Origin of the sequence: Streptomyces sp. NPDC052687 (assembly GCF_040678395.1) — a bacterium.
In the GTDB taxonomy this organism is placed as follows: domain Bacteria; phylum Actinomycetota; class Actinomycetes; order Streptomycetales; family Streptomycetaceae; genus Streptomyces.
Window position 1 is genome coordinate 24,258 of record NZ_JBFATR010000012.1, and the last position, 22,342, is coordinate 46,599.

Sequence of the window (22,342 nt, forward strand, 5' to 3'; positions counted from 1 at the left end):
CCGCAGATCCCTGCGGGGCCCTTCTCGTTGTCGACAAATACCCCGGCGCACTCGCCCATTTCGACCACCGTTCGTCAACACGCCACCCGGTTTTGCCGCCTCCCCGTCCCCCGAACCGGTGACCAAATGTCGCCATGTCATTACCGGGCGCTACCCTCACGAGCGTGAAGCACTCCACCACCCCACAGACGCGACGCGGCCGGGGCCCCGCCCGCCGGATCGGCCGCTCCCTCGCCCTCGTCCTGCCCGTCGTCCTGGTGCTCTCCGGGACCCTCGCGGTGACGCATGTCAACTGGTCGGGGAACCCCGAGGGCTCGGTGCTCGCCGCCTCGGACATCTCGGCCGCCGACGCCGCCACGCGCACCCAGCGCAAGGCCGCCCACGAGGTGCTGCGCGACCAGCTCCTGACCGAGCTGCAGCAGAAGGACCCCGGCGTCGCCCTCACCCACCTCCAGCAGGCCGTGGACGAGCGCCCGTCGCTCGCCAGGCACTGCGTCTCCATCGCCCGCGCCCTCGGCCGCGCCGCCGTCGCGACCTACGGCCCGACCCGCGCCCAGTCCTACGCCCGCCCGGTCTGCGACACGTCGTACGCGTCCGGCGTCCTGGCCGCCCACGGCTGAACCCGGTCCCTGGGGAGCGGCACAGCCGATCCCCGGGGGCGTGGGGCAGTACCGCCCCACGGCTGCGCCCCACGGGCGCGGCCCGCCACGGACGACCCGCACCCGCGTCGCCCGGCACCTCCCGAGCCACCGGACGACTGCGGCGCACCCCCCGCGTACAGTGCGACGCATGACTGATCCGACCGCCGCGGCCCGCCCTGTCCAGGCCGTCATCCTGGCCGGAGGCCAAGGCTCCCGGCTGCGCCCCTACACCGACGACCGGCCCAAGCCGATGGTCGAGATCCCCGGCACGGGGACGCCGATCATCGGTCATCAGCTCGCCTGGCTCGCCGAAGAGGGCGTCACCGACGTGGTGGTCAGCTGCGGCCACCTCGCCGACGTCCTGAAGGACTGGCTCGACTCCGCCGAACTCCCGGTGTCCGTCACCACGGTCGTGGAGAAGGAACCGCTCGGCCGCGGCGGCGGCCTGAAGTTCGCCGCCGCGCACCTGCCCCACCCGGACCGCCCCTGGTACGCCACCAACGGCGACATCTGGACCCGTTTCTCGCTGCGCGAGATGGCCGACTTCCACACCGAGCGGGACGCCGTCGCGACGCTCGCCCTGGCCCGCCCGCGCATCCCGTGGGGCGCCGTCCGCACCGACGGCTTCGGTCACATCACCGACTTCATCGAGGCCCCGCCGTCCACCTTCGAGATCAACGCGGGCGTCTACGTCTTCTCCCCCGGGTTCGCCGCCCTGCTCCCCGAGCGCGGCGACCACGAGCGCACCACCTTCCCGCACCTGGCCCGCGAGCGCCGCCTGGCCGGCTTCCCGATCCCGCACGGCGCGTACTGGCGCGCCATCGACACCGCGAAGGACCTCACCGAGGCGGCAAAGGAACTGGCAGCCCTGGGCCGCTGAGCCCCTGCTGGGCCGCGGAGCCCTTGCCGGGCAGCTGACTCCTTCCTGGGCAGCCGACTGCTTCCTGGGCCACTGAGTGCTCCCTGGGCCGCGGAGCCCCCACCCCGGCCCCGTCGGCCCTGCCGGGCCTCCCCGCCTCTCCCCCGGCCCCACCCGGGCACCCGGGCCTGCCCGTCCCCGCCCATGCGCCGGCCTTCCCGGGCTCTCCCGGCTCCCGGCACTCGGGGACCCCTTCCAGGGCGACTCCGTAGCCCGCACGACCGGTCGTACGACGAAACGGGGCCCCGCACCCGAAAGGTGTGGGGCCCCGTCGTCGTGCCGGGGTGGGTGGAGGGGGCTACCCGAGGAGTCCCCCGACCAGGCCGGGCCGGCCGGACTGTCCGGATGACGTGTCCCCGCCGTTGCCGCCCGGCGAGCCCGTGCCGCCGCCGGTGGTGGTGGAGCCGCCGCCGGACGTCGGTCCGGTCGTCGTGCTCGGCGCCTGCTGCTCCGGGGAGGACTGCTGCGGCGGCGCCTGCCCCGCCGTGCCCTGGGTCTGGCTGGGCGCCCCGCCGGTGACGGCCTCGCGGGTCGCGTCCGGCGTGGTCGTGGCGCCCTCCGCGCCCGCCGTGGGCGCCGACGTGGCGCCCTGGGTGGGCGAGGAGGTGCGGGCCGACGGGCTGCTCTCGGCCCGGCGCTCGCCGGGCTCCTGCGGCAGCGGCGAGCCGGGCAGCTCGTTGCGCGGCGGCTCGTCGGGGCCGGGGACGACCACCCGGTCGGCGTCGCGCACGGCGCCGCCCAGCAGGGAGCCGACCAGCAGGGTGAGCCCGACGATGACGGCGGTGACGAGGGCGCCGCGGCGCAGCACGTAGCGCCGCAGCTCCCAGATGTCGGAGCGCGGGCCGAGGCGGCGCCAGGCGAGCCCGGCGAGGCGTCCGTCGACGGAGTACACCGGCGCGCCCGCGATGATTAGCGGCGACCAGGCGGCGAGGTAGATGATGTCGGGCGTCTCGTAGACCGGGACGCTCTTCCAGCTGACGGTGACGAGCAGCGCGGCCGACAGCAGCGCACCGCCCACGGCCGCGACCCGCTGCCAGCATCCGAAGACGGTCAGGACACCGACGATGACCTGGGCGAAGGCGATGACGAGCCCGGAGCCGACGGGGTGCTCGAGGGCGAACTGGCGCAGCGGCTCGGCGACGTCCCAGGGGTGCAGGGTGTTGAGCCACGTGACCATGGAGCCGCGCTTGCCGCCGTCGAAGTAGACGGGGTCGCAGAGCTTGCCCATGCCGGCGTAGACCGAGATGAAGCCGAGGAAGATCCGCAGCGGGAGGAGGACGCCCCCCAGGTTCATCCGCCGGCCGGGGTAGTAGGCGTGCCGGGCGGGATCGTCGCCGTGCCGCCGGCCGCGGCTCTCGGTCCCGGTCGTGATCTCGTCGGTGTCCGGGTTGGCGTCCGGGTCGGCGTCGGCGTCCGCGTCCAACCGTTCGTCGTAGGGGAGTTCGTCGTACGCCCCCTCCACGGTCCGCATGTGCGGCAGCAGCCGGGTGCCGTCGCCGGGGGTGCGCTGGGCGCCGACGACGGGGGTCTCCACGGTCTGGTCGAGGTCGTCGTAGCCGATGCCGCCGTAGGCGTCGCCGGTGTGGCCGGCGTCGTCGTGGCCCGCGCCGCGGTAGCCGTCGGCGCCGGTCTCGACGCGGGGGATGACCTGGGTGGCTCCGGCGTCGGCGGCCGAGGGGTCCTCGGCGTGCCGGACGCCCGCCCCGCGCACGGCCTGGAGCAGGCGGTGCGCGCCGGTGTCGTCGGGGGCGGACCTGCCGCTCCAGACCACGGGGCGGCGGCGGGCGCCGTCGGGGGCCGCTCTGCCCGCGGCCGTACTCGCGGCGGGGATGCGGGCGGTGTCCTCGGCGGCGCTCACGTGCCGCGCGACCCGCGGCGATTGCGCGCGTCGCGAGGAGGCGCCCAGCTGCACGCGGAAGCTCGCGTGATTGACGATGATCTGCGCCGGATCGCTCGGCACCTTCACCATGCTCAGCGCGGGAGCGTCGTCGAATCCCGACGAGCGGTCCCCCGTGGGTGTGCGGGGTGTTCTGGTGTCCACACTCATCTAACCGAGTGACGTGTGTTTAGGACACTGCTTTGACCCGCCGGATCTGTCCGGACCGCGTCAAGCTTGCCCGGACAGAACCAAACACCCCTTTCGGGCGACTAATACACACACCCGTTCGGGATGGTCACGCCCGGCGGCGCGCCGCCTCGTACAGCACGATGCCCGCCGCGACACCCGCGTTCAGCGACTCGGCGCCGCCCGGCATCGGGATCCGCACCCGGAAGTCGCAGGTCTCGCCGACCAGCCGGGACAGGCCCTTGCCCTCGCTGCCGACGACGATCGCGACCGGCCCGTCCAGCGCCTCCAGCTCGCCCAGTTCGACCTCGCCGTCGGCGGCCAGACCGACCACGACGACACCGGCCTTCTTGTACTGCTCCAGTGCGCGGGTGAGGTTGGTGGCGCGGGCGACCGGCGTGCGCGCGGCGGTACCGGCGGAGGTCTTCCACGCGCCGGCGGTCATGCCGGCCGCGCGCCGCTCCGGCACCAGGACGCCGTGCCCGCCGAACGCGGAGGCCGAGCGCACCACGGCACCGAGGTTGCGCGGGTCGGTCACCCCGTCCAGGGCGACGATCAGCGGGTCCTCGCCCTCGTCGGCGGCGGCGTCGAGCAGGTCCTCGGGGTGGGCGTACTCGTACGGCGGCACCTGCAGGACCAGGCCCTGGTGGTTGAGGCCGTTGGTCATCCGGTCCAGCTCCGGACGCGGCGCCTCCATGAGGTTGATGTTGCCGCGCTCGGCGGCGAGCTGCAGCGCCTCGCGGACCCGCTCGTCGTTGTCGATGAACTGCTGGACGTACAGCGTGGTGGCGGGCACGCCCTCGCGCAGCGCCTCGTACACCGGGTTGCGCCCGACGACCAGCTCGGAGGCGGACTTGCCGCCCCGGCCGCGCGCCGCGGGCCGGCGGGCGGCCTGCTTCGCCTTGGCGGTGGCGATGCGGTTCTTCTTGTGTCCCTTGCGCATCTCGGCCGGGGGCGTGGGCCCCTTGCCCTCCAGGCCCCGGCGCCGCTGGCCGCCACTGCCGACCTGCGCGCCCTTCTTGCCGGACATGCGACGGTTGTTCGCGGCCATGACCTACCTGTCTGTGTGGTGCTTCGGTTGCGTACGTCTTTGCAGTGTGCCGCCCGGCGGCCCGGGCGGCACAATCGATCTTCGCCGGGCGGTCAGCGGGAGCCGAGGCTCCAGCGGGGCCCCTGCGGGCCGTCCTCGATGACCAGCCCGGACTGCTTGAGCTGGTCGCGGATGGCGTCGGCGGTCGCCCAGTCCTTGCGGGCCCGCGCGGACTCGCGCTGCTCCAGGACGAGGCGTACGAGGCTGTCGACGACGCCGTGCAGGTCCTCGCCGCGCTCGCTCTCGCCGGCCCACTGCGCATCCAGCGGGTCCAGGCCGAGCACGCCGAGCATGGCGCGCACCTCGGCGAGGCGGGCCACGGCGGCGTCCTTGTCGTCGGCGGCCAGGGCGGAGTTGCCCTGCCGGACCGTGGTGTGCACGACGGCGAGCGCCTGCGGCACGCCCAGGTCGTCGTCCATCGCCTCGGCGAAGGCGGGCGGCACCTCGGCGGACGGCTCGACCGGGCCGCCGGCCAGCTCCACCACGCGCTGCACGAAGCCCTCGATCCGCGAGAACGCGGCCTCGGCCTCCCTGAGCGCCTCCTCGCTGTACTCGATCATCGAGCGGTAGTGCGGGGTGCCCAGGTAGTAGCGCAGCACGATGGGGCGCCACTTCTTGACCATCTCGGAGACCAGCACCGAGTTGCCGAGCGACTTGGACATCTTCTCGCCGCTCATGGTGACCCAGGCGTTGTGCACCCAGTACCGGGCGAACTCGTCGCCGTAGGCCTTGGCCTGGGCGATCTCGTTCTCGTGGTGCGGGAAGATCAGGTCGAGTCCGCCGCCGTGGATGTCGAAGGCGCTGCCCAGGTACTTGTGCGCCATGGCGGAGCACTCCAGGTGCCAGCCGGGGCGGCCGCGGCCCCAGGGCGTCTCCCAGGTGGGCTCGCCGGGCTTGGCGGCCTTCCATAGGGCGAAGTCGCGCGGGTCCCGCTTGCCGGTCTCGCCCTCGCCGGAGGGCTGGAGCAGGTTCTCCAGCTCCTGGTTGGAGAGCTGGAGGTAGCCGGGGAAGGACCGCACGTCGAAGTAGACGTTGCCGTCGGCCTCGTAGGCGTGCCCGCGCTCGATGAGCCCGCGCATCATCTCGACCATCTCGGTGACGTGGCCGGTGGCCCGGGGCTCGTACGTCGGGGGCAGGCAGCCGAGGACGCCGTAGCCGTCGTTGAACGCGCGCTCGTTCTCGTACCCGATCGCCCACCAGGGGCGGCCCTGGTCGGCGGCCTTGGCGATGATCTTGTCGTCGATGTCGGTGACGTTGCGGATGAACGTGACCTCGAAGCCGCGGTACTCGAACCAGCGGCGCATGATGTCGAAGTTCAGGCCCGACCGGATGTGGCCGATGTGGGGCGCGGCCTGCACGGTGGCACCACACAGGTAGATCGAGACACAACCCGGCTTGAGCGGGGTGAAGTCACGGATCTGCCGGGCGCTGGTGTCGTACAGGCGAATAGTCACGGGACCTAGGGTAGTGGGCCGGGGAGGGTGCGTGGGCCGTCGCACGGTTTGTCCGCCACGGGTCCGGCTCCGCGGGGGCCGGCCCCGGCTCGGGCACGGGCGGGCCGGCGCGCCCCGCGGCGGAGCGGCCCCGCGGTCGCGACCCGCGCCCCCGCGGGCGGCGCCGCTCACGCCACGCGCACGACCAGCGCCGTCGCCACCGCCATCAGACCCTCGCCCCGCCCGGGGAAGCCGAGCCCGTCCGTGGTCGCCCCGGACACCGACACCGGCGCCCCGGCGGCCTCCGACAGGATCTTCTGCGCCTCCTCCCGGCGCTTGCCGATCTTCGGGCGGGGGCCGACGACCTGCACCGCGATGTTGCCGATGCGGAAGCCCTCCGCGCGCACGATCCGGGCGGCCTCCGTCAGCAGGGTCACCCCGGACGCGCCGGACCACTCGGGGCGGCCCGTGCCGAAGTGCCGGCCCAGGTCACCGAGCCCGGCCGCCGAGAACAGCGCGTTGCAGGCGGCGTGCGCGACGACGTCCGCGTCCGAGTGGCCGGCCAGGCCGGGGCCCTCGCCCTCCCACTTCAAACCCGCGCACCACAGCTCGCGGCCCTCCTCGAAGGCGTGGATGTCGGTGCCGATGCCGACCTGGGGCAGCGGCATCTCCAGGGGGGCCCGCGGGGGAACCTCAGAAGCCATCGTTGAGCCTCCTGCGTGCCAGGACCGCCTCCGCGAGGACCAGGTCCAGCGGCCGGGTCACCTTGAACGCCTCCTCGTGGCCGGGCACGACCACGACCTGCACGCCGAGCCGCTCGACCATGCTCGCGTCGTCGGTGACGTCGTCGGTGACCGTTTCGTGGGCCCGCACCAGCGTGGCCCGGTCGAAGCCCTGCGGTGTCTGCACCGCGCGCAGCCGCGTGCGCGACGGCGTGGCCAGCACGGGCTCCGGCTCGCCCGCGACGGCCGCCGGCTCGACCTCCTTGACGGTGTCCGCGAGCGGCAGCGCCGGCACCACGGCCCGCGCGCCCGCGCGCACCGCGTCGATCACGGCGTCCACCGTGTCCACCGGCACCAGCGGGCGGGCCGCGTCGTGGACCAGCACGATCCCGTGCCCCGGCGGCACCGCGTCCAGGCCGCGCCGCACGGACTCCTGGCGGGAGTCGCCGCCGGGGACCACGACGAAGTCCGTCCGCTCGGGCAGCGCGTGCGTGTCGAGCAGCGACTTGACCTCGGCGGCGCCGTCGGGCGGTGCGACGACCACGACGAGGGACACCGCGCGGGAGGCGGCCATCGCCCGCACCGCGTGGACCAGCATGGGCGTGCCGTTCAGCGCGCGCAGCGCCTTGGGGGCTCCCGGACCGAGGCGTACGCCACGCCCGGCGGCCGGAATCACGGCGGCGACGGAGGCCGCTCCCGGCGAAGGTCGCGATACGTCAGACATCGTTTCCTGTCAGGTTTGTGTGCTCGGCCTGGTTGGGTATGGCCCTGGAGGTACCCCCCGCTCACCGAGCGTGGGGAGTGCCGGGCGCCCAGCCTCGACCGGACCCTTCCGTGACCCCGGTCGAGCCGCCGGCCAGGGCCCGGCACGCACAGTACCGGGGGGAGCCCTCTCGGCGGACGGCGCGGACGCGGCCGCAGACGAAACATGCCGCAGCGCCCGGCGACGTGATCCACGTCATCGGGCACCGCGGCAGTTCGGTGTACTGAGGCGTACTCGGTGTCTCTCGGTGCAGCTGAGTACGAGACGTACGTACGAGATGTACTGGGCTTCAGCGTTCAGCGGGCTGCTGCCACGCGTCAGGAGGCGAGAACCTCGTCCAGCAGGGCCTCGGCCTTGTCCTCGTTCGTGTTCTCCGCGAGCGCCAGCTCGCTCACCAGGATCTGGCGGGCCTTGGCGAGCATGCGCTTCTCACCGGCGGAGAGTCCGCGCTCGCGCTCGCGACGCCACAGGTCACGCACGACTTCCGCGACCTTGATGACATCGCCGGAGGCGAGCTTCTCCAGGTTTGCCTTGTAGCGACGGGACCAGTTGGTGGGCTCCTCGGCGTACGGCGCGCGCAGCACCTCGAAGACCCGGTCCAGTCCGTCCTGACCGACCACATCACGCACGCCGACGAACTCCGCATTGTCCGCTGGCACACGCACCGTGAGGTCACCCTGGGCGACCTTCAGCACCAAGTAGGTCTTGTCCACGCCTTTGATCTGGCGAGTTTCGATGGCCTCGATCAGCGCGGCCCCGTGATGGGGATAGACCACGGTGTCGCCAACCTTGAACGTCATGTGACAGGTACCCCTTCCGTGGCTATCCAGGGTAACACGGATACGGCGTCTTCTGAATGGCGTTTTCGCAGGTCAGGGCATATCTCGGGGCTTGACAACAGCAACAGGAACGTGCTTCGCGAGGCCGGCGGAACAAGGTATTCGCAGGTGGGAGCGGCTGTCCGGGCCGGGCGAAACGGGCACGTCACATACCGCCGACGCGCCCCCCGAGCGGCCGAACGTCCACATATGTCCGGTTCCAAGTGCTCGACTTCCGCTACTCCGTTCGGTGCGGGACGGTGGGTACGAGACGATTCCGGAATTGATCACGCCACCCGATCACGCCGCGATCACGCGCCGCGCGGTGATCAATTCCGGGGCCGACCGCGCATTCCTTCACGGAAATTTCGCGCGCCGTCGCGGGCCGTATGGCGAACCGTTTGCCCGCGGTCTTCCGCGGGGCCTTATGCGAAAGCCGGACGGTACCCCCCGGCTGAGCGAACCGCCGGGCGAACCTCGCCCCGGGGGAGGGTCGGGTGCGGCGGCACGAGGACGGCTCGGTAACCTGGGGCCGCTGACAGCCACTTAGGGCGGCTTTACAAGGACAGCTGCCCCTGCGTTCAAGGAGTTGCCGCCGCCGTGAGCAGCAGCCTTCGACGCGGCGCCCTCGCCGCCTCCGCCATCGCGTTCTCGATCGCCTCGCTCGCCGCCTGCGGCGCCGGAAACAACGCGCAGACCCTGCAGATCCAGCCGGACAACGCGGCCACCAGCGTCGGCGACATCAAGATCCAGAACGCCGTCGTCATCACCCAGCCCGACCCCGAGGCCACCGGCCCCGCGGTCGTCTCCGCCACCGTCTTCAACGCCGGTGACCGCGCCGAGACGATCGACAGGATCACCGTGGACGGGATCGGGCAGCCCGTGGAGCTGTCCGCCGCCAAGGGCGGCGGCAAGCTGACCGTCCCCGCCGGCGGCTCCGTCGTCATCGGCGGCAAGGGCAACGCCTCCGCCGTGCTGAAGGACGGCGAGGGCCTGGAGGACGGCGACGCCCAGAAGGTCACCTTCTCCTTCAGCGAGACCGGTGACGTGAGCATGGAGGCCTTCGTCGTCCCCGCCGGGGGCTACTTCTCGACCTGGGGCCCCAGCGAGGTCCCGGCGGCGCCGGGCGCCTCCGCCTCGGCGACCCCGGGCGCCACGCCGTCCGGTGAGGCCGGCCCGTCCGGCGCGGCCGACGGCCACGCCACCGGCACCGCCGCCCCGAGCGGCGCCGCCACCGCGTCCGGCGCGGCCACCGCGTCCGCGTCGGCCGGCGAGTCGGCCGAGGGGCACGACGCGGCCGGGCACTGAGGGTCGTAGACCGCACAGCCGTACGACGAAGGGCGGGGCCTCACCAGGAGGCCCCGCCCTTTCGCCTGTCCGTCACCCCGCGGCCTACGGCTCGAACTTGTAGCCCAGGCCGCGGACCGTCACCAGGTAGCGCGGCGCGCCCGGGTCCGGCTCGATCTTGGCGCGCAGGCGCTTGACGTGGACGTCGAGGGTCTTGGTGTCACCGACGTAGTCGGCGCCCCAGACGCGGTCGATGAGCTGCATACGGGTCAGGACGCGGCCCGCGTTGCGCAGCAGCATCTCCAGCAGGTCGAACTCCTTCAGCGGCAGATCGACCTTGGAGCCGCCGACCGTGACGACGTGCCGGTCGACGTCCATCCGCACCGGACCCGCCTCCAGCGCGGCCGGCGCCACCTCCTCCGGCTCGCCGCGGCGGCGCAGCACGGCCCGGATCCGGGCCACCAGCTCGCGGGAGGAGAACGGCTTGGTGACGTAGTCGTCGGCTCCTATCTCCAGTCCGACGACCTTGTCGATCTCACTGTCCTTGGCGGTCACCATGATCACCGGAACGTTGGAGCGGCTGCGCAGCTGCCGGCACACCTCGGTGCCGGGCAGACCCGGCAGCATCAGGTCGAGGAGGACGAGGTCGGCGCCGTTGCGCTCGAACTCGTCGAGTCCGTCGGGCCCGGTGGTCGCGACCGCGACCTCGAAGCCCTCCTTGCGGAGCATGTACGACAGGGCGTCGGAGAAGGACTCCTCGTCCTCGACGACGAGCACACGGGTCACGGAAGGACCTCCGGGGCGGGAACTGTTTCTTCGTACGGGGGTGCGTCGGGGGACGTGCTGCGGGAGGAGCGGGCACCCGCTCCGCCGCCGGCGGAGCCGTGCTGCGCCCGGTCGCGGGCGGCGCCCGCCTCCGGCAGCCGCAGGGTGAAGGTGGAGCCCTGTCCCTCGGAGCTCCACACCGTGACCTCCCCGCCGTGCGAGGCGGCCACGTGCTTGACGATGGCGAGGCCCAGGCCCGTACCGCCGGTGGCGCGGGAGCGGGCCGGGTCGACGCGGTAGAAGCGCTCGAAGATGCGCTCCTTGTCCTTGTCGGAGATGCCGATGCCCTGGTCGGTGACGGCGATCTCGATCATGTCGCCGCCCTGCGCGGTGACCCGGCGGGCGGCGATGCCGACACGGGTGCGGGCGGGCGAGTAGTTCACGGCGTTCTCGACGAGGTTGCCGAGGGCGGCGGCGAGCTGGCCGCGGTTGCCCCAGACGTGCAGGTCGGCGCCGGCCGCGCGGCGCCCGCCCTGGTCGGCTCCTTCGTGCGCCCCGGTGTTGGAGGCGATGGTGATCTGCTTGGTGGAGGCCGCGTGCCGGCAGCGGTCCATGGCCTCGGCGACCAGTTCGTCCACCGCGACCGGCTCGGCGTCCTCCAGCGGGTCGTCGTTCTGCACCCGGGAGAGGTCGATCAGCTCCTGCACCAGGTTCGTCAGCCGGGTCGCCTCGATCTGCATCCGCCCCGCGAAGCGCTGGACGGCCTCCGGGTCGTCGGAGGCGTCCATGACCGCCTCGGAGAGCAGGGAGAGGGCGCCGACCGGGGTCTTCAGCTCATGGCTGACGTTGGCGACGAAGTCGCGCCGTACCGCTTCGATGCGGCGGGCCTCCGTCAGGTCCTCGACCAGCAGCAGCACCAGGCGGGAGCCGAGCGGGGCGACCCGCGCGGAGACCGCGAGCGCCTCGCCGCGGCCGGTGCCGCGCCGCGGCAGGTCCAGCTCGACCTGCCGTATCTCGCCGTCGCGCCGGGTGTCGCGGGCCATCTGGAGCATCGGCTCCACGGCCAGCTTGCCGCCGCGCACCAGGCCGAGGGCGTACGCCGCCGAACTGGCCTTGACGACCGCGTCGGCCTCGTCCAGGACGACGGCCGACGAGCGGAGCACGGACAGGACCGTGTCCACGCCGGGTGGCAGGACCGGATCGGTGTGCAGGGAGGTGCGGGTGGGTCGTTTCAGGTCGCGCTCGCTCCAACGGAACGCCAGCATGGCGATGACACCGGTGAGTACCCCGGCGATCGCAGCCGCTGCGGCGACCGCCGCGTTCACGTCCATGCATCCAGGTTAGGCATGGTGAGAGGCGTGGCCACAGCCATCCGTGGTGGAGCTCGAACACTCGTCGCCCAGAGTTCACCCAGGAGCCAGTGATGGTTCATTTGGGGTGGCGGAAACGGACGCGTAGGGGACGGATCGTGGGAGCGTGGGGTTGACGGAACGGGTCTTCGGCACGGGTGTGCGGCGGGGGTACGCGGCAAGGGCCCGGCGGCCACGGCGGCCACGCCCCTCGGCGAACGGCCCCTGGACGCCTGGCGCCTCGGCCCCTGGCCCCTGAAACCAATCGGACCCCTGAAATTACCCGGACCCTGGACCCACCGGACTCCCGGGAACGACGCACGAGAGGGAACCCTGATGCGGGACGCGTACCACGAGGAACTGGACTCGATCGGCGACGGGCTGGTCGAGATGGCCCGGCTGGTCGGGTCGGCGATCGGGCGCGCCACGACGGCCATCCTCGACGCCGATCTGAAGCTGGCCGAGAACGTGATCGAGGCCGACCAGAAGGTCGACGACCTCCACCACGACCTGGAGGCACGGGCCATAGCCCTGCTGGCCCGCCAGCAGCCGGTGGCGACGGATCTGCGGATCGTCGTGACCTCGCTGCGGATGTCCGCCGACCTGGAGCGCTCCGGCGACCTGGCCCAGCACGTGGCGAAGCTGGCCCGGCTGCGCTTCCCCGAGCGCGCGGTCCCGCACGACCTGCACGCGACCATCCTGGAGATGGGCCAGCTCGCCCAGCGGCTGATGGCGAAGGCGGCGGAGGTGCTGGTCACCAAGGACGTCGACCTTGCGCTCCAGCTGGAGCAGGACGACGACGCGATGGACCTGCTGCACCGCACGCTCTTCCAGCACCTGATGGACGACCGCTGGAAGCACGGCATCGAGACCGCCGTCGACGTGACCTTGCTCGGCCGTTACTACGAGCGGTTCGCCGACCACGCGGTCGCGGTCGCCAAGCGGGTGGTGTTCCTGGTGACCGGTGAGCACGCGGACGAGCTCCAGCAGGAGCTGCAGACGGAGATCCAGCCGGCGGCGGGGGCGGAGGGCGCCTGACCCGGCCGGCGGCGGGGGCGGGCGCCTGACCCCGCCGCCGGTGGGGGCGAGGGCGTCTGGCCCAGCCGGTGGCTAGGGCGGAGGGCGCCTGACCGGGGCGTCGGAGTGAGGCGGGGCGCGTACGAGCCACAGTGCGCCGTTGATGCGCCCAGGGGACCGGGCGTGCAATGGGCACAGGCTCCAGCCTTGAGGAGGGACCATGGCCGATTCCCCCAGCACTCCGGGTACGACGCCCGACCCCACGCGGGAACGCGGGACCGAGCAGCCGGCGGAGATCAGGAACCTGATACTGATCGGCGCCTGCGGCTGCGGATCGGGCTGCGGCTGCGGCTGCCAGTCGGGCAACCCGTGCCAGTGCGGGTGACCACACGTCACGTCACGAAGGGCCTCCGGCGTGCTGCCGGGGGCCCTTCGGCGCAGCATGGAAGGGGTGGCAGGCCCCTGCCCGTGGAAGGGGTGGCAGGGCTCCCCCTGGGAAGGAGGTGGAGGCCATGCCCGAGTTCATGGACGTCCACCACAACATGAAGGGCATCACCGAGGACCAGCTCCGCGAGGCGCACCAGGCCGACCTCGCCATCGAGCAGGACGAGCGGGTCCACTTCAAGCAGGCGTGGGCCGATCCCGAGTCCGGAGTCGTCTACTGCCTCTCCGAGGCGCCGTCGGCCGAAGCGGTCCAGCGCGTCCACGAGCGGGCCGGGCACAGGGCGGACGAGGTGCATGCGGTGCCGCTGAGGGTGTAGCGCGGGAGTACGGAAGTACGGAAGCAGGGCAGTACGCAGGTACGGGAGCGCAGGGGTCCGGGTCCGGGGTCCGGGTCCGGGTTTCGTACAACCATTCGGCTGCCGCGCAGGTCGTAGAGCGTGTCCGAGCACACCAGAAGGCCGCTCACAGCACGCTCTCGGCCCCCTCGACACCGGAGAACCATGCGCGCCAGACGTACCGCCCTCACCGCTGCCGCGGCTCTCGTGGCAGCGGTGTGCACACCGCTCCTCGTGGCCCCCGCGGCCTCGGCGGCCCCCGCCAAGCTGTCGGACGACTTCAACGGCGACGGCTACCGCGACCTCGTCATGCTGGGCGGCGAGCACGGCAAGGACGGCCGGGTCACCGTCGTCTACGGCACCTCCTCCGGCCCCGGCACCCGCGTCCAGGTCATCCACCAGGACTCGCCGGGCATCCCGGGCGCGGTGGAGACGGACGACGGCTGGGGAACCGCCGCGACCACGGCCGACCTCGACCGGGACGGCTACGCGGACCTGGTCGTGTCGTCCCCCTACGAGGACGCCGGCGACGTACAGATGCGCGGCGGGCTCACCGTCGTCTGGGGCGGCGCCAAGGGCCTCGGGCCGGGCACGGTCTTCAACTCGCCGATCCCCCCGCAGAACGAGCACTCGGGTGACGTGTTCGGTCAGGACGTGGTGACCGGCGACTTCGACGGCGACGGCGACGCGGACCTCGCCGTGACCAGCAACAGCACGGCGGGCGTGGTCCTGCTGAAGGGCCCGTTCACCCGCACCGGCGGCAAGAGCGGCTGGGACTCCCTGGGGGGCGGCTACGGCTACCTGGCGCCCGACAACCTGGTCGCCGGCAAGGTCACCCCGGACGCCGCCACCGACCTGTACATCCTCGGCAGGGACCTCGTGCGCTCCGGCGACCTGGACCTGCGGGCCTACTTCCACCGCGGCGGCAGCGCCTTCACCCAGCGCGCGGCCGAGCTGCGGGTGCCCGACGACGGCGGCCACCAGGGCGGCGACATCCTCGCCGTCGGCGACTTCGACAAGGACTCCTACGGCGACCTGGCCATCGGCCGCGGCTACGAGGCGGGGGACGGCGAGCGCGGCTACGTCACCGTGCAGTACGGCGGCCCGAACGGCCCCGACACCGCCCGCAAGCAGGCCAGGTTCACCCAGAACACCACCGGCGTGCCCGGCTCCTCCGAGAACGAGGACCAGTTCGGCTCCGCCATCGCCGCCGGTGACGTCAACGGCGACGGCTACGCGGACCTCGCCGTCGGCGCCGCCGGCGAGGACCTGGGCGCCAAGCGCAACGCCGGCTCGGTCACCGTCCTCCTCGGCCGCGCGGGCGGCCTGTCCGGCACCGGCGCCAAGTCCTACTCGCAGGACACCTCCGGCATCACCGGCACCCCCGAGACCGACGACCTGTTCGGCGCCAGCCTGAAGTTCGCGGACTACACCCGCGACGGCCGCGCCGACCTGGCCGTCAGCACCAACGAACAGCTCGGCTACGAGGACCGCTGGGGCCTCGTCCACTTCCTCAAGGGCTCCGGTACGGGGCTCACGACGACGGGCGCGAAGGCGTACTCGGTGACGTCGCTGAAGTTGCCGTACGACCGGCTGGGCGGGCCGTTCGCGCGCTGAACACATCGGCGGGGCCGCTCACAACGCGCGCCACCGCGACCGAGGACGGCTACTGGCGCTGGTACTTCACCGGGACCTCCACCACTCCGGCGGTGAAGGCGGCGGGCGACTTCGTGGACGTGCGGTAGCACGCCACCGGGAGCGGCGGGCACGTCTCGCCCGCGTCGCTCAACGAGGCCGAGGCAGGAGGGTGAAGTGTCCGACGAAGAGTCCACCGAGCACTGCGTGTTGCTCTGCGACGATCCGTCCCACGAAGTGGTGCTCGTCGACTGCGGGTCCCGCGAGAGGGATGTGATCCGCGCCGTGCGGAAGGTGACCGGGCTGAGCTTGTGGGACTGCCGGGCGCTGGTGCGCCGAGCGCCCGTCACGCTGTGCCAGGGGCTGTCCGCGTACAGGGCGCAGTCCGCTGTCGCCGTGCTCCGCCGTGCCGGTGCCGCAGCGGAGTGGCGACAGGAGGCGGAGCCCGGAGGGCGCGCGGCCGTGGCACCCTAGCCCTGGAGTGCGAAGAAGCCCCCTCCCGGCGGGGAAACCGCGGGCAGGGGGCTTCTTCAGGCGGGCTTACTTCTTCTTGCCCTGGTTCTTCACGGCCTCGATCGCCGCGGCCGCCGCCTCCGGGTCGAGGTAGGTGCCGCCGGGGTTGACCGGCTTGAACTCGGCGTCGAGTTCGTAGGAGAGGGGGATGCCCGTGGGGATGTTCAGGCCCGCGATGTCGGCGTCGGAGATGCCGTCGAGGTGCTTGACCAGGGCGCGCAGCGAGTTGCCGTGGGCGGCGATCAGGACGACGCGGCCGGTGAGGAGGTCGGGGACGATCGAGTCGAACCAGTACGGGAGCATCCGGTTGACGACGTCCTTCAGGCACTCCGTCTGCGGGCGCAGCTCCGGCGGGAGGGTCGCGTAGCGCGGGTCGGAGAACTGGGAGTACTCGGCGTCGCGGTCCAGCGGCGGCGGCGGGGTGTCGTAGGAGCGGCGCCACAGCATGAACTGCTCCTCGCCGAACTCGGCGAGGGTCTGGGCCTTGTCCTTGCCCTGGAGCGCGCCGTAGTGCCGCTCGTTCAGGCGCCAGGAGCGGTGGACCGGGATCCACAGGCGGTCCGCGGCCTCCAGCGCGAGCTGCGCGGTGCGGATGGCGCGCTTCTGGAGGGACGTGTGGACGACGTCGGGCAGCAGGTCGGCGTCCTTCAGCAGCTCGCCGCCGCGCGTCGCCTCCTTCTCGCCCTTCGCGGTCAGGTTGACGTCCACCCAGCCGGTGAACAGGTTCTTCTCGTTCCACTCGCTCTCGCCGTGGCGGAGGAGGATCAGCTTGTACGGTGCGTCGGCCATGGCTTCGAGCCTACCTAAGGGGTATGGGGGCTGCGGGCCACGCTCCCCCGCCGGCGGCGACGCCCTCGTTACCGGCCGGTGAACTCTTCCACAACCTTTCCTCACATTCGTCTGTCTCGTTAACGCAGGACTTGTGCAGGGGGAGCAGAAGAGGAGCACAGAACGTGACCGTGCGTTCCTTTGCGCGGCGGATGCGCCCGCGGGTAGAGCGGAAGGCCGCCGAGCGGGTGTGGCAGCTGCGGACGATGCGGCGGCGGCGGAAGGCCGCGGTCACCGATCCGGTGCTGCGGCCGGTCGCGGTGCGCGGCCAGCGGCTGTACGGGCGGGTGGTGTCGCGGTTCACCGCCGCGGAGGCGGCCGCCGGCAACCTGGAGATCGTGATCGCGGCGCTGGAGCAGGCCGGGGTGCCGTACTTCCTGGTGCCGACCTCGCGGACGCGGCACATCGTCGGTGTCGCCGCCGCCGACCGGGAGCGGTTCCTCGCCGCCCTGGAGGCGCGCAACGCGGGCAAGGCGGTGTTCATCGGGCGGCCGCTGCCCGGCGGGCAGCTGAAACATCCGGCGATGTTCATGGACGGGGTGCTGCCCGCGCCGCTGCGCTCCGCCCCGGTGCTGCGCATCGGCGAGAACCACCTCGGGCCCGCCGGGCAGCTGCTGGCCGGCCCCGAGCTGGCCTGTGACGTGGAGTTCTGGGAGGACGGCGGTGAGCTGCTGGAGTCCGGGGACGGGCCCCGGCGGCTGGCCAAGGTGCAGCCGCAGGCGTCCGAGGACGTCTTCCGCGACTCGATCGTCGCGCCCCGCAACAACGGGCTGACGGATGTCCTGCCCGCCGCGGAGCGGCAGCCCGCCACCGTGCGGGTCGGCGACCGCGAGCTGCCGACCTTCGCGCCGTTCACCGTGCCGACCGTGAACCGGGTGACGTTCCCGGTCGACGTCGTCTACACGTGGGTGGACGGCGAGGAGCCGCAGATGCGGGCGAAGCGGGCCCGGTACCAGGAGCGCGGGACGGCCGAGATCCTGGACAAGGAGACCAACGCCTCCCGCTACACCAGCCACGACGAGCTGAAGTACTCGCTGCGCTCACTGGCGATGTACGCCGACTTCGTGCGGCACATCTACCTCGTCACCGACGGGCAGCGCCCGCACTGGCTGGACGACCGGGCCGAGGGGATCACCGTCGTCGATCACCGGGACATCTTCCCCGAGGACGTGCTGCCCGTCTTCAACTCGCACGCCATCGAGACCCGGCTGCACCACATCCCGGGCCTGTCCGAGCACTACCTCTACTTCAACGACGACGTCTTCGTCGGCCGCCGCGTCACCCCGGAGCACTTCTTCTACGGCAGCGGCCTGATGAAGATCCCGGTCTCCCCGCTGAAGATCGGTGTCGGCAAGCCGCACGGCGAGGAGACCGCCACCAACTCCGCCAGCAAGAACGTCCGCCGGCTGCTGCTGGAGAAGTTCGGGCGGATGACGACGAACAACTTCATGCACACCCCGCTGCCGCAGCAGCGCGGCGCGCTGCGGGCGCTGGAGGAGCTGTTCCCCGCGGACATCGCCCGCACCACGGCGTCCCGGTTCCGCTCGCCGACGGACATCGCCATGACGGCTCCGCTGCTCTACCAGTACGCGCTGATGACGGGCCGCGGCGTGCCCGGGAAGTTCTCCTTCCGGTACGTGAACATCAGCCGCCCGGACGCCGCCCGGCGCCTGGCCGACCTGCGCCGCAACCGCCGCTTCGACTTCTTCTGCCTCAACGACGTCGACGTGCCGCCGGAGGAGCGGGAGCAGGTCGGCGCCCGGATGCACGAGTTCCTGGAGGACTACTTCCCGTTCCCCAGCCCGTACGAGAAGCAGCCCGGGCAGCTGCCGGAGGAGCCGTCCGAGCAGCTGCCGGGCAAGCCGTCCGAGAGGCGGTCCGGGGCGCGGCCCGGCACCGCCGAGCCCCGGGTCTGACGAGGGACGCGGCCATGGACCTCCGACACCGTCTCGCGCCGCCCCGGGGCCTGCGGGCCGCCCGGGACCTGCTGCTGCGCCACCGGCTCCGGCTGTGGGCCTGGCTGCGGGCCGTGCTGTGGGCGCTGCGCGCGGCGCCGGCCCGCCGCCGGCTGCGGGCCGCCGTGCCCGGGCTGCGCCGGGTCGCCCGCGGACCGGTGCGGCTGTACGGCCGTACGGTCGCCGCGTACGCCGCCGCCGACGCCGCCGCGGCGGACCTGGAGCAGGTGTGCGCGGTGCTGGACGCGGCCGGCGTGCCGTACTTCCTCGTCCCGGGCGAGCCCGGCGCCGGCGGGGCGCGGCAGGTGGTCGGCGTCGCCGAGGAGCACCGCGCGACGGTGCTCGCCCACGCCGCGCGCCACTTCGCCGGCACCGCCGGGTTCGTCGGCGCGGTCGGCGCGGACGGCGCCGTGACCACGGCGGTGCTGTGGGCCGACGGGAGGCTGCCGCGGGCCGTGCGCGGGGCGGCGGTGCTGCGTACCGGTGTGCTGCGGCTGGGGCCGTGCGGGCAGGTGCTCGGCGGTCTGGACACGGGCTGCGACATCGAGTTCTGGCGGCACGGCAGGGACGTCGGGAAGGACCCCGCGTATCTGACCGTGCCGGGCGACCGGCTGCCGGACGTGTTCGGCAGCGCGCTCGTGGCGCCGCGGCCCAACCCCGTCTCGGAGGTGCTGCCGGTGGCGGCGCAGCGGCCGGCCGAGGCACCGGTGGCCGTGGCGGGCCGGCGGCGCCGTCCGGTGCCGACGTTCGCGCCGTTCGCGGAGCCCGGCATCGACGAGGTGTGCTTCCCGGTCGACGCGGTCTACACCTGGGTCGACGGCGACGACCCGGCGCTGGCCGCCAAGCGCCGCGCCCACCAGGCGCTCGCGAACACCGCCATCGCGCCGCGCGAGACGGGCGCCTCCCGCTACACCAGCCATGACGAACTGCGGTACGCGCTGCGCTCGCTGGAGATGTACGCCGGGTTCGTCCGGCACGTGTACCTGGTGACCGACGCACAGCTGCCCGCCTGGCTGGATCCGGCGGCCGCGGGCCTGACCGTGGTGGACCACCGGGACATCCTCCCGGCGGACGCGCTGCCCGTGTTCAACTCGCACGCGATAGAGAGCCGGCTGCACCACATACCCGGCCTGTCGGAGCACTACCTGTACTTCAACGACGACGTCTTCATCAACCGCCCGGTGCGGGCCGAGCACTTCTTCCACGGCAACGGCATCGCCCGCATCCCGCTGTCGCCGCTGAAGCTGGGGGTCGGCGACCCGCATCCGCTGGAGCCGGCGCCGAACTCCGCGGGCAAGAACACCCGTGAGGTGATCCGGCGCTTCCACGGCCGCCAGATCCGGCACAAGTCGCTGCACACCCCGCATCCGCAACTGCTGCGGGTGATGCGGGAGATGGAGGACCTGGGCATCGAGGAGCTGCGGCGCACGGCGTACTCCCGGTTCCGCTCCACGGCCGATGTCGCGCCCGCCTCCACGCTCCACCACCACTGGGCGATCGCGACGGGCCGGGGCGTGCCGGCCGAGTACCGCTTCCGTTACGTCCAGCTCGGCAGCCCGGACATGCGGCGGCGGCTGGCCCGGCTCGCGGCCGGGGAGGACGTCGACTTCTTCTGTCTGAACGACGTGGACACCGCCCCGGCGGAGCGGGCGGCGGCGCAGGCGGCCATCCGCGCCTTCCTGGAGCGGAAGTATCCGTTCCCCAGCCGCTGGGAGCGGGCGGCGCGCGTCGTTCCGCAGTCCTCACGTTTGACGCTTCCCGTTAATTGAGTGGCGTGCATGACAACCCTGCTCGTAAGGTGTGGCCGCTGTCTGAGCCGCTTACCACTGTGGGGGATCCGCGATGTCGTCAGCCGCCGTGCGAGCCGTCCGGGAAACCGTCTCCGGGCTCCCCCGCGAGTTCTGGTGGCTGTGGACCAGCACCCTGGTGAACCGCCTCGGCGCCTTCGTGGCCACCTTCCTGGCCCTCTACCTCACCCTCGACCGCGGCTACTCCGCCACCTACGCCGGACTGGTCGCCGCCCTGCACGGCCTCGGCGGGGTCATCTCCTCGCTCGGCGCGGGCGTGATGACCGACCGGCTCGGCCGGCGCCCCACCCTGCTGATCGCGCAGGCGTCGACCGCGCTGTCCGTCGCCCTGCTCGGCTTCGTGCGCGACCCCGTCGCCATCGCCGCCGTCGCGTTCCTGGTCGGCATGGCCTCCAACGCGTCCCGGCCCGCCGTGCAGGCGATGATGGCCGACATCGTGCGGCCCGAGGACCGGGTGCGGGCCTTCTCCCTCAACTACTGGGCGATCAACCTCGGTTTCGCCGTCTCCTCCATGGCCGCCGGGTTCATCGCCGAGACCAGCTATCTCGCCGGCTTCCTCATCGAGGCCGTGATGACGATGGCCTGCGCGATCCTCGTCTTCGTCAAGCTGCCGGAGTCCCGCCCGGAGCGCACCGCCGCCCAGAAGGCCGAGCCGGAGACCGGCCTGGGCACGGTGCTGCGCGACGGCCGGTTCATGAGCGTCGTCGGCCTGTCGTTCCTCGTCGCGCTGATCTTCCAGCAGGGCTCGGTGGGGCTGCCGGTGGCGATGGGCGAGGCCGGGTTCACGCCCGCCGAGTACGGCATGGCGATCGCCGTGAACGGGGTCCTCATCGTCGCCCTCCAGATCCCCGTCACCCGCTTCATCCAGCACCGTGACCCGCGCCGCCTGCTGATCGTCTCCTCCGTGCTCGCCGGATACGGCTTCGGCCTCACCGCCTTCGCCGGATCGGTCGCCGTGATCGCCCTGACCGTCTGTGTGTGGACCCTCGCCGAGATCGTCAACGCGCCCACCCAGACCGGGATCGTCGTACGGCTCTCGCCCGTGCACGGCCGCGGCCGCTACCAGGGCATGTACACCATGTCGTGGTCCGTCGCCGCGCTGGTGGCGCCCCTGATGTCCGGGTACGTCATCGACCGGTACGGCGCGGAGTGGCTGTGGGGGATGTGCGCGGTCGTGGGCACGGTGGCGGGACTCGGGTACGGACTGCTGATGCGGCGGCTTCCGGAGGAGGAGCCGGCGGTCGGGACAGCGGTCGGGACGACCGGCGTGACGGCGGGCGGGACAGAGATCGGGACGACGGTCGAGACGGTTCCGGAAGCATCCCCGGACCCGGTGGCCCCGACCGTCCCGCAAGCTCTCGACGAGATCGGCGGAACCCGCCCGTCCCCCAGTTCCGCCGGATAGCGTCACCGCCATGGACGAGACAGAGGACACGCGACGGGCACGGAAGACGGAGCGGATACCGGGCGCCGCACGGGCCCGGGGACGGATGGGGCGCCTCTCGGCCGCCGTCGCGGGGGCGGCGGTCCTGGTGACGCTGAGCGTGGGGGTCGCGCTCGCGGCGGGCTCGCAGGACGAGCCGTATCCCACCCCGTCCTCCACCTCCGCCGAGCCGCCGTCCGAGGAGACCCCCGTGCCGCCGGACAGCGGCGGCACCAGCGACGGCGGCACCAGCGACGGCGGTACGAGCGAAGGCGGCACCGGAGGCTGGGACCCGAGCCCCGTCCCCAGCCCCACCGCGGCACCGAGCGACCCGCCGGTCACCGACGCGCCCACCGCGTCCCCCGGCCCCGGCGACCCCGGCGACCCTTCCGCGCCGGCCGGCCTCGACGAGCTGAACCGGCGTATCGAGGAACTCGACAAGAAGGTCGACCGGTTGCCCACGAAGAAGGAACTGGCCGACGCGCTGCGCGCCTTCGCCGACGAACTCGACAAGGAGGAGTGAGGAAGGCGC

21 protein-coding genes and 1 pseudogene are annotated in these 22,342 nt (G+C 72.8%); 13 read left to right on the forward strand and 9 right to left on the reverse strand.

Translation table 11 applies throughout. The features are described from left to right. Positions 1-164: 164 nt before the first annotated feature. Both AB0K92_RS13370 and AB0K92_RS13375 read left to right on the forward strand, forming a co-directional pair. Entirely contained in the window at positions 165-620 is a 456-nt protein-coding gene (locus AB0K92_RS13370) for a hypothetical protein (protein WP_365922305.1), read from the forward strand. A 169-nt stretch (positions 621-789) separates the two neighbouring features. After that, positions 790-1,521 (forward strand): nucleotidyltransferase family protein, encoded by a 732-nt coding sequence (locus AB0K92_RS13375; RefSeq protein ID WP_165999992.1) that lies wholly within the window; start codon positions 790-792, stop codon positions 1,519-1,521. 337 nt (positions 1,522-1,858) lie between these two features. On the opposite strand, the gene AB0K92_RS13380 is transcribed toward AB0K92_RS13375, so the two are convergent. The 6 genes from AB0K92_RS13380 to AB0K92_RS13405 form a co-directional block, all read right to left on the reverse strand. Beyond that, positions 1,859-3,607, reverse strand: a complete 1,749-nt coding sequence (locus AB0K92_RS13380; protein ID WP_365922307.1) for a DoxX family membrane protein — start codon at positions 3,605-3,607, stop codon at positions 1,859-1,861. A gap of 127 nt (positions 3,608-3,734) precedes the next feature. Further along, positions 3,735-4,676 (reverse strand): 23S rRNA (guanosine(2251)-2'-O)-methyltransferase RlmB, encoded by a 942-nt coding sequence (gene rlmB, locus AB0K92_RS13385; protein WP_365922309.1) that lies wholly within the window; start codon positions 4,674-4,676, stop codon positions 3,735-3,737. A 92-nt stretch (positions 4,677-4,768) separates the two neighbouring features. Then, the gene (gene cysS / locus AB0K92_RS13390; RefSeq protein ID WP_365922310.1) at positions 4,769-6,169 is read right to left on the reverse strand and encodes a cysteine--tRNA ligase; all 1,401 of its coding nucleotides are present in this window, start codon (positions 6,167-6,169) and stop codon (positions 4,769-4,771) included. 167 nt (positions 6,170-6,336) lie between these two features. Then, a complete protein-coding gene (gene ispF, locus AB0K92_RS13395) occupies positions 6,337-6,852 on the reverse strand; it encodes a 2-C-methyl-D-erythritol 2,4-cyclodiphosphate synthase (RefSeq protein ID WP_240926230.1) in 516 nt (171 codons plus the stop codon). After that, a complete protein-coding gene (gene ispD / locus AB0K92_RS13400; RefSeq protein WP_365922312.1) occupies positions 6,842-7,594 on the reverse strand; it encodes a 2-C-methyl-D-erythritol 4-phosphate cytidylyltransferase in 753 nt (250 codons plus the stop codon). The genes ispF and ispD overlap by 11 nt, the downstream gene beginning before the upstream one ends. Before the next feature lie 356 nt (positions 7,595-7,950). Further along, entirely contained in the window at positions 7,951-8,433 is a 483-nt protein-coding gene (locus tag AB0K92_RS13405; RefSeq protein WP_003953493.1) for a CarD family transcriptional regulator, read from the reverse strand. A gap of 618 nt (positions 8,434-9,051) precedes the next feature. Here AB0K92_RS13405 and AB0K92_RS13410 point away from each other — a divergent pair. After that, positions 9,052-9,759 (forward strand): DUF461 domain-containing protein, encoded by a 708-nt coding sequence (locus AB0K92_RS13410; RefSeq protein ID WP_365922314.1) that lies wholly within the window; start codon positions 9,052-9,054, stop codon positions 9,757-9,759. An 84-nt stretch (positions 9,760-9,843) separates the two neighbouring features. Here the strand turns inward: AB0K92_RS13410 and AB0K92_RS13415 are convergent, their stop codons facing one another. Together AB0K92_RS13415 and AB0K92_RS13420 are read right to left on the reverse strand one after the other, a co-directional pair. Beyond that, the gene (locus tag AB0K92_RS13415) at positions 9,844-10,524 is read right to left on the reverse strand and encodes a response regulator transcription factor (RefSeq protein ID WP_166000005.1); all 681 of its coding nucleotides are present in this window, start codon (positions 10,522-10,524) and stop codon (positions 9,844-9,846) included. Further along, positions 10,521-11,834, reverse strand: coding sequence for an ATP-binding protein (locus AB0K92_RS13420; protein WP_365922316.1), 1,314 nt, complete (start codon positions 11,832-11,834; stop codon positions 10,521-10,523). Before AB0K92_RS13420 ends, AB0K92_RS13415 begins: the two co-directional genes overlap by 4 nt. Positions 11,835-12,188: 354 nt before the next feature. On the opposite strand from AB0K92_RS13420, the gene phoU reads away from it, so the two are divergent. From phoU to AB0K92_RS13450, 6 genes and pseudogenes are all read left to right on the forward strand, one after another. Beyond that, positions 12,189-12,890 carry a phosphate signaling complex protein PhoU gene (gene phoU / locus AB0K92_RS13425; protein ID WP_166000009.1) on the forward strand — a complete coding sequence of 234 codons (702 nt, stop codon included), beginning with the start codon at positions 12,189-12,191 and terminating at the stop codon, positions 12,888-12,890. A 199-nt stretch (positions 12,891-13,089) separates the two neighbouring features. After that, on the forward strand, positions 13,090-13,254 hold the full coding sequence (locus AB0K92_RS13430) for a hypothetical protein (RefSeq protein WP_365922318.1): 165 nt from the start codon (positions 13,090-13,092) through the stop codon (positions 13,252-13,254). Between the two features lie 127 nt (positions 13,255-13,381). Next, positions 13,382-13,630: an SCO4226 family nickel-binding protein gene (locus AB0K92_RS13435; protein ID WP_365922320.1), complete on the forward strand. Its 249-nt coding sequence runs from the start codon at positions 13,382-13,384 to the stop codon at positions 13,628-13,630. 183 nt (positions 13,631-13,813) lie between these two features. Further along, a complete protein-coding gene (locus AB0K92_RS13440; protein ID WP_365922322.1) occupies positions 13,814-15,265 on the forward strand; it encodes an FG-GAP and VCBS repeat-containing protein in 1,452 nt (483 codons plus the stop codon). Further along, a pseudogene (locus AB0K92_RS13445) lies at positions 15,253-15,393 on the forward strand (calcium-binding protein); the annotation flags it as partial. The gene AB0K92_RS13440 and the pseudogene AB0K92_RS13445, both read left to right, overlap by 13 nt. A gap of 67 nt (positions 15,394-15,460) precedes the next feature. Continuing rightward, positions 15,461-15,757, forward strand: a complete 297-nt coding sequence (locus tag AB0K92_RS13450; protein ID WP_365922324.1) for a ribosomal protein L7/L12 — start codon at positions 15,461-15,463, stop codon at positions 15,755-15,757. Between the two features lie 66 nt (positions 15,758-15,823). Here AB0K92_RS13450 and AB0K92_RS13455 read toward each other — a convergent pair whose 3' ends face one another. Continuing rightward, positions 15,824-16,585: a phosphoglyceromutase gene (locus tag AB0K92_RS13455; protein ID WP_365922326.1), complete on the reverse strand. Its 762-nt coding sequence runs from the start codon at positions 16,583-16,585 to the stop codon at positions 15,824-15,826. Positions 16,586-16,749: 164 nt separating this feature from the next. On the opposite strand from AB0K92_RS13455, the gene AB0K92_RS13460 reads away from it, so the two are divergent. The 4 genes from AB0K92_RS13460 (at position 16,750) to AB0K92_RS13475 (ending at position 22,333) form a co-directional block, all read left to right on the forward strand. After that, positions 16,750-18,540 (forward strand): stealth family protein, encoded by a 1,791-nt coding sequence (locus AB0K92_RS13460; protein ID WP_365922328.1) that lies wholly within the window; start codon positions 16,750-16,752, stop codon positions 18,538-18,540. 14 nt (positions 18,541-18,554) lie between these two features. Next, complete coding sequence (locus AB0K92_RS13465) at positions 18,555-20,348, forward strand: stealth conserved region 3 domain-containing protein (RefSeq protein ID WP_365922330.1); 1,794 nt, start codon at positions 18,555-18,557, stop codon at positions 20,346-20,348. 73 nt (positions 20,349-20,421) lie between these two features. Then, on the forward strand, positions 20,422-21,792 hold the full coding sequence (locus AB0K92_RS13470; RefSeq protein ID WP_365922332.1) for an MFS transporter: 1,371 nt from the start codon (positions 20,422-20,424) through the stop codon (positions 21,790-21,792). A 10-nt stretch (positions 21,793-21,802) separates the two neighbouring features. Beyond that, positions 21,803-22,333, forward strand: a complete 531-nt coding sequence (locus AB0K92_RS13475; protein ID WP_365922334.1) for a hypothetical protein — start codon at positions 21,803-21,805, stop codon at positions 22,331-22,333. The last annotated feature ends 9 nt before the right edge of the window (positions 22,334-22,342 follow it).

Coding starts and splice junctions, on each gene's coding strand:
- rlmB (WP_365922309.1), bottom strand. CDS start 4,676: ATGGCCGCGAACAACCGTCGCATGTCCGGCAAGAAGGGCGCGCAGGTC.
- AB0K92_RS13430 (WP_365922318.1), top strand. CDS start 13,090: ATGGCCGATTCCCCCAGCACTCCGGGTACGACGCCCGACCCCACGCGG.
- ispD (WP_365922312.1), bottom strand. CDS start 7,594: ATGTCTGACGTATCGCGACCTTCGCCGGGAGCGGCCTCCGTCGCCGCC.
- AB0K92_RS13420 (WP_365922316.1), bottom strand. CDS start 11,834: ATGGACGTGAACGCGGCGGTCGCCGCAGCGGCTGCGATCGCCGGGGTA.
- AB0K92_RS13405 (WP_003953493.1), bottom strand. CDS start 8,433: ATGACGTTCAAGGTTGGCGACACCGTGGTCTATCCCCATCACGGGGCC.
- phoU (WP_166000009.1), top strand. CDS start 12,189: ATGCGGGACGCGTACCACGAGGAACTGGACTCGATCGGCGACGGGCTG.
- AB0K92_RS13475 (WP_365922334.1), top strand. CDS start 21,803: ATGGACGAGACAGAGGACACGCGACGGGCACGGAAGACGGAGCGGATA.
- ispF (WP_240926230.1), bottom strand. CDS start 6,852: ATGGCTTCTGAGGTTCCCCCGCGGGCCCCCCTGGAGATGCCGCTGCCC.
- AB0K92_RS13455 (WP_365922326.1), bottom strand. CDS start 16,585: ATGGCCGACGCACCGTACAAGCTGATCCTCCTCCGCCACGGCGAGAGC.
- AB0K92_RS13375 (WP_165999992.1), top strand. CDS start 790: ATGACTGATCCGACCGCCGCGGCCCGCCCTGTCCAGGCCGTCATCCTG.
- AB0K92_RS13380 (WP_365922307.1), bottom strand. CDS start 3,607: ATGAGTGTGGACACCAGAACACCCCGCACACCCACGGGGGACCGCTCG.
- AB0K92_RS13470 (WP_365922332.1), top strand. CDS start 20,422: ATGTCGTCAGCCGCCGTGCGAGCCGTCCGGGAAACCGTCTCCGGGCTC.
- AB0K92_RS13440 (WP_365922322.1), top strand. CDS start 13,814: ATGCGCGCCAGACGTACCGCCCTCACCGCTGCCGCGGCTCTCGTGGCA.
- AB0K92_RS13465 (WP_365922330.1), top strand. CDS start 18,555: ATGGACCTCCGACACCGTCTCGCGCCGCCCCGGGGCCTGCGGGCCGCC.
- AB0K92_RS13435 (WP_365922320.1), top strand. CDS start 13,382: ATGCCCGAGTTCATGGACGTCCACCACAACATGAAGGGCATCACCGAG.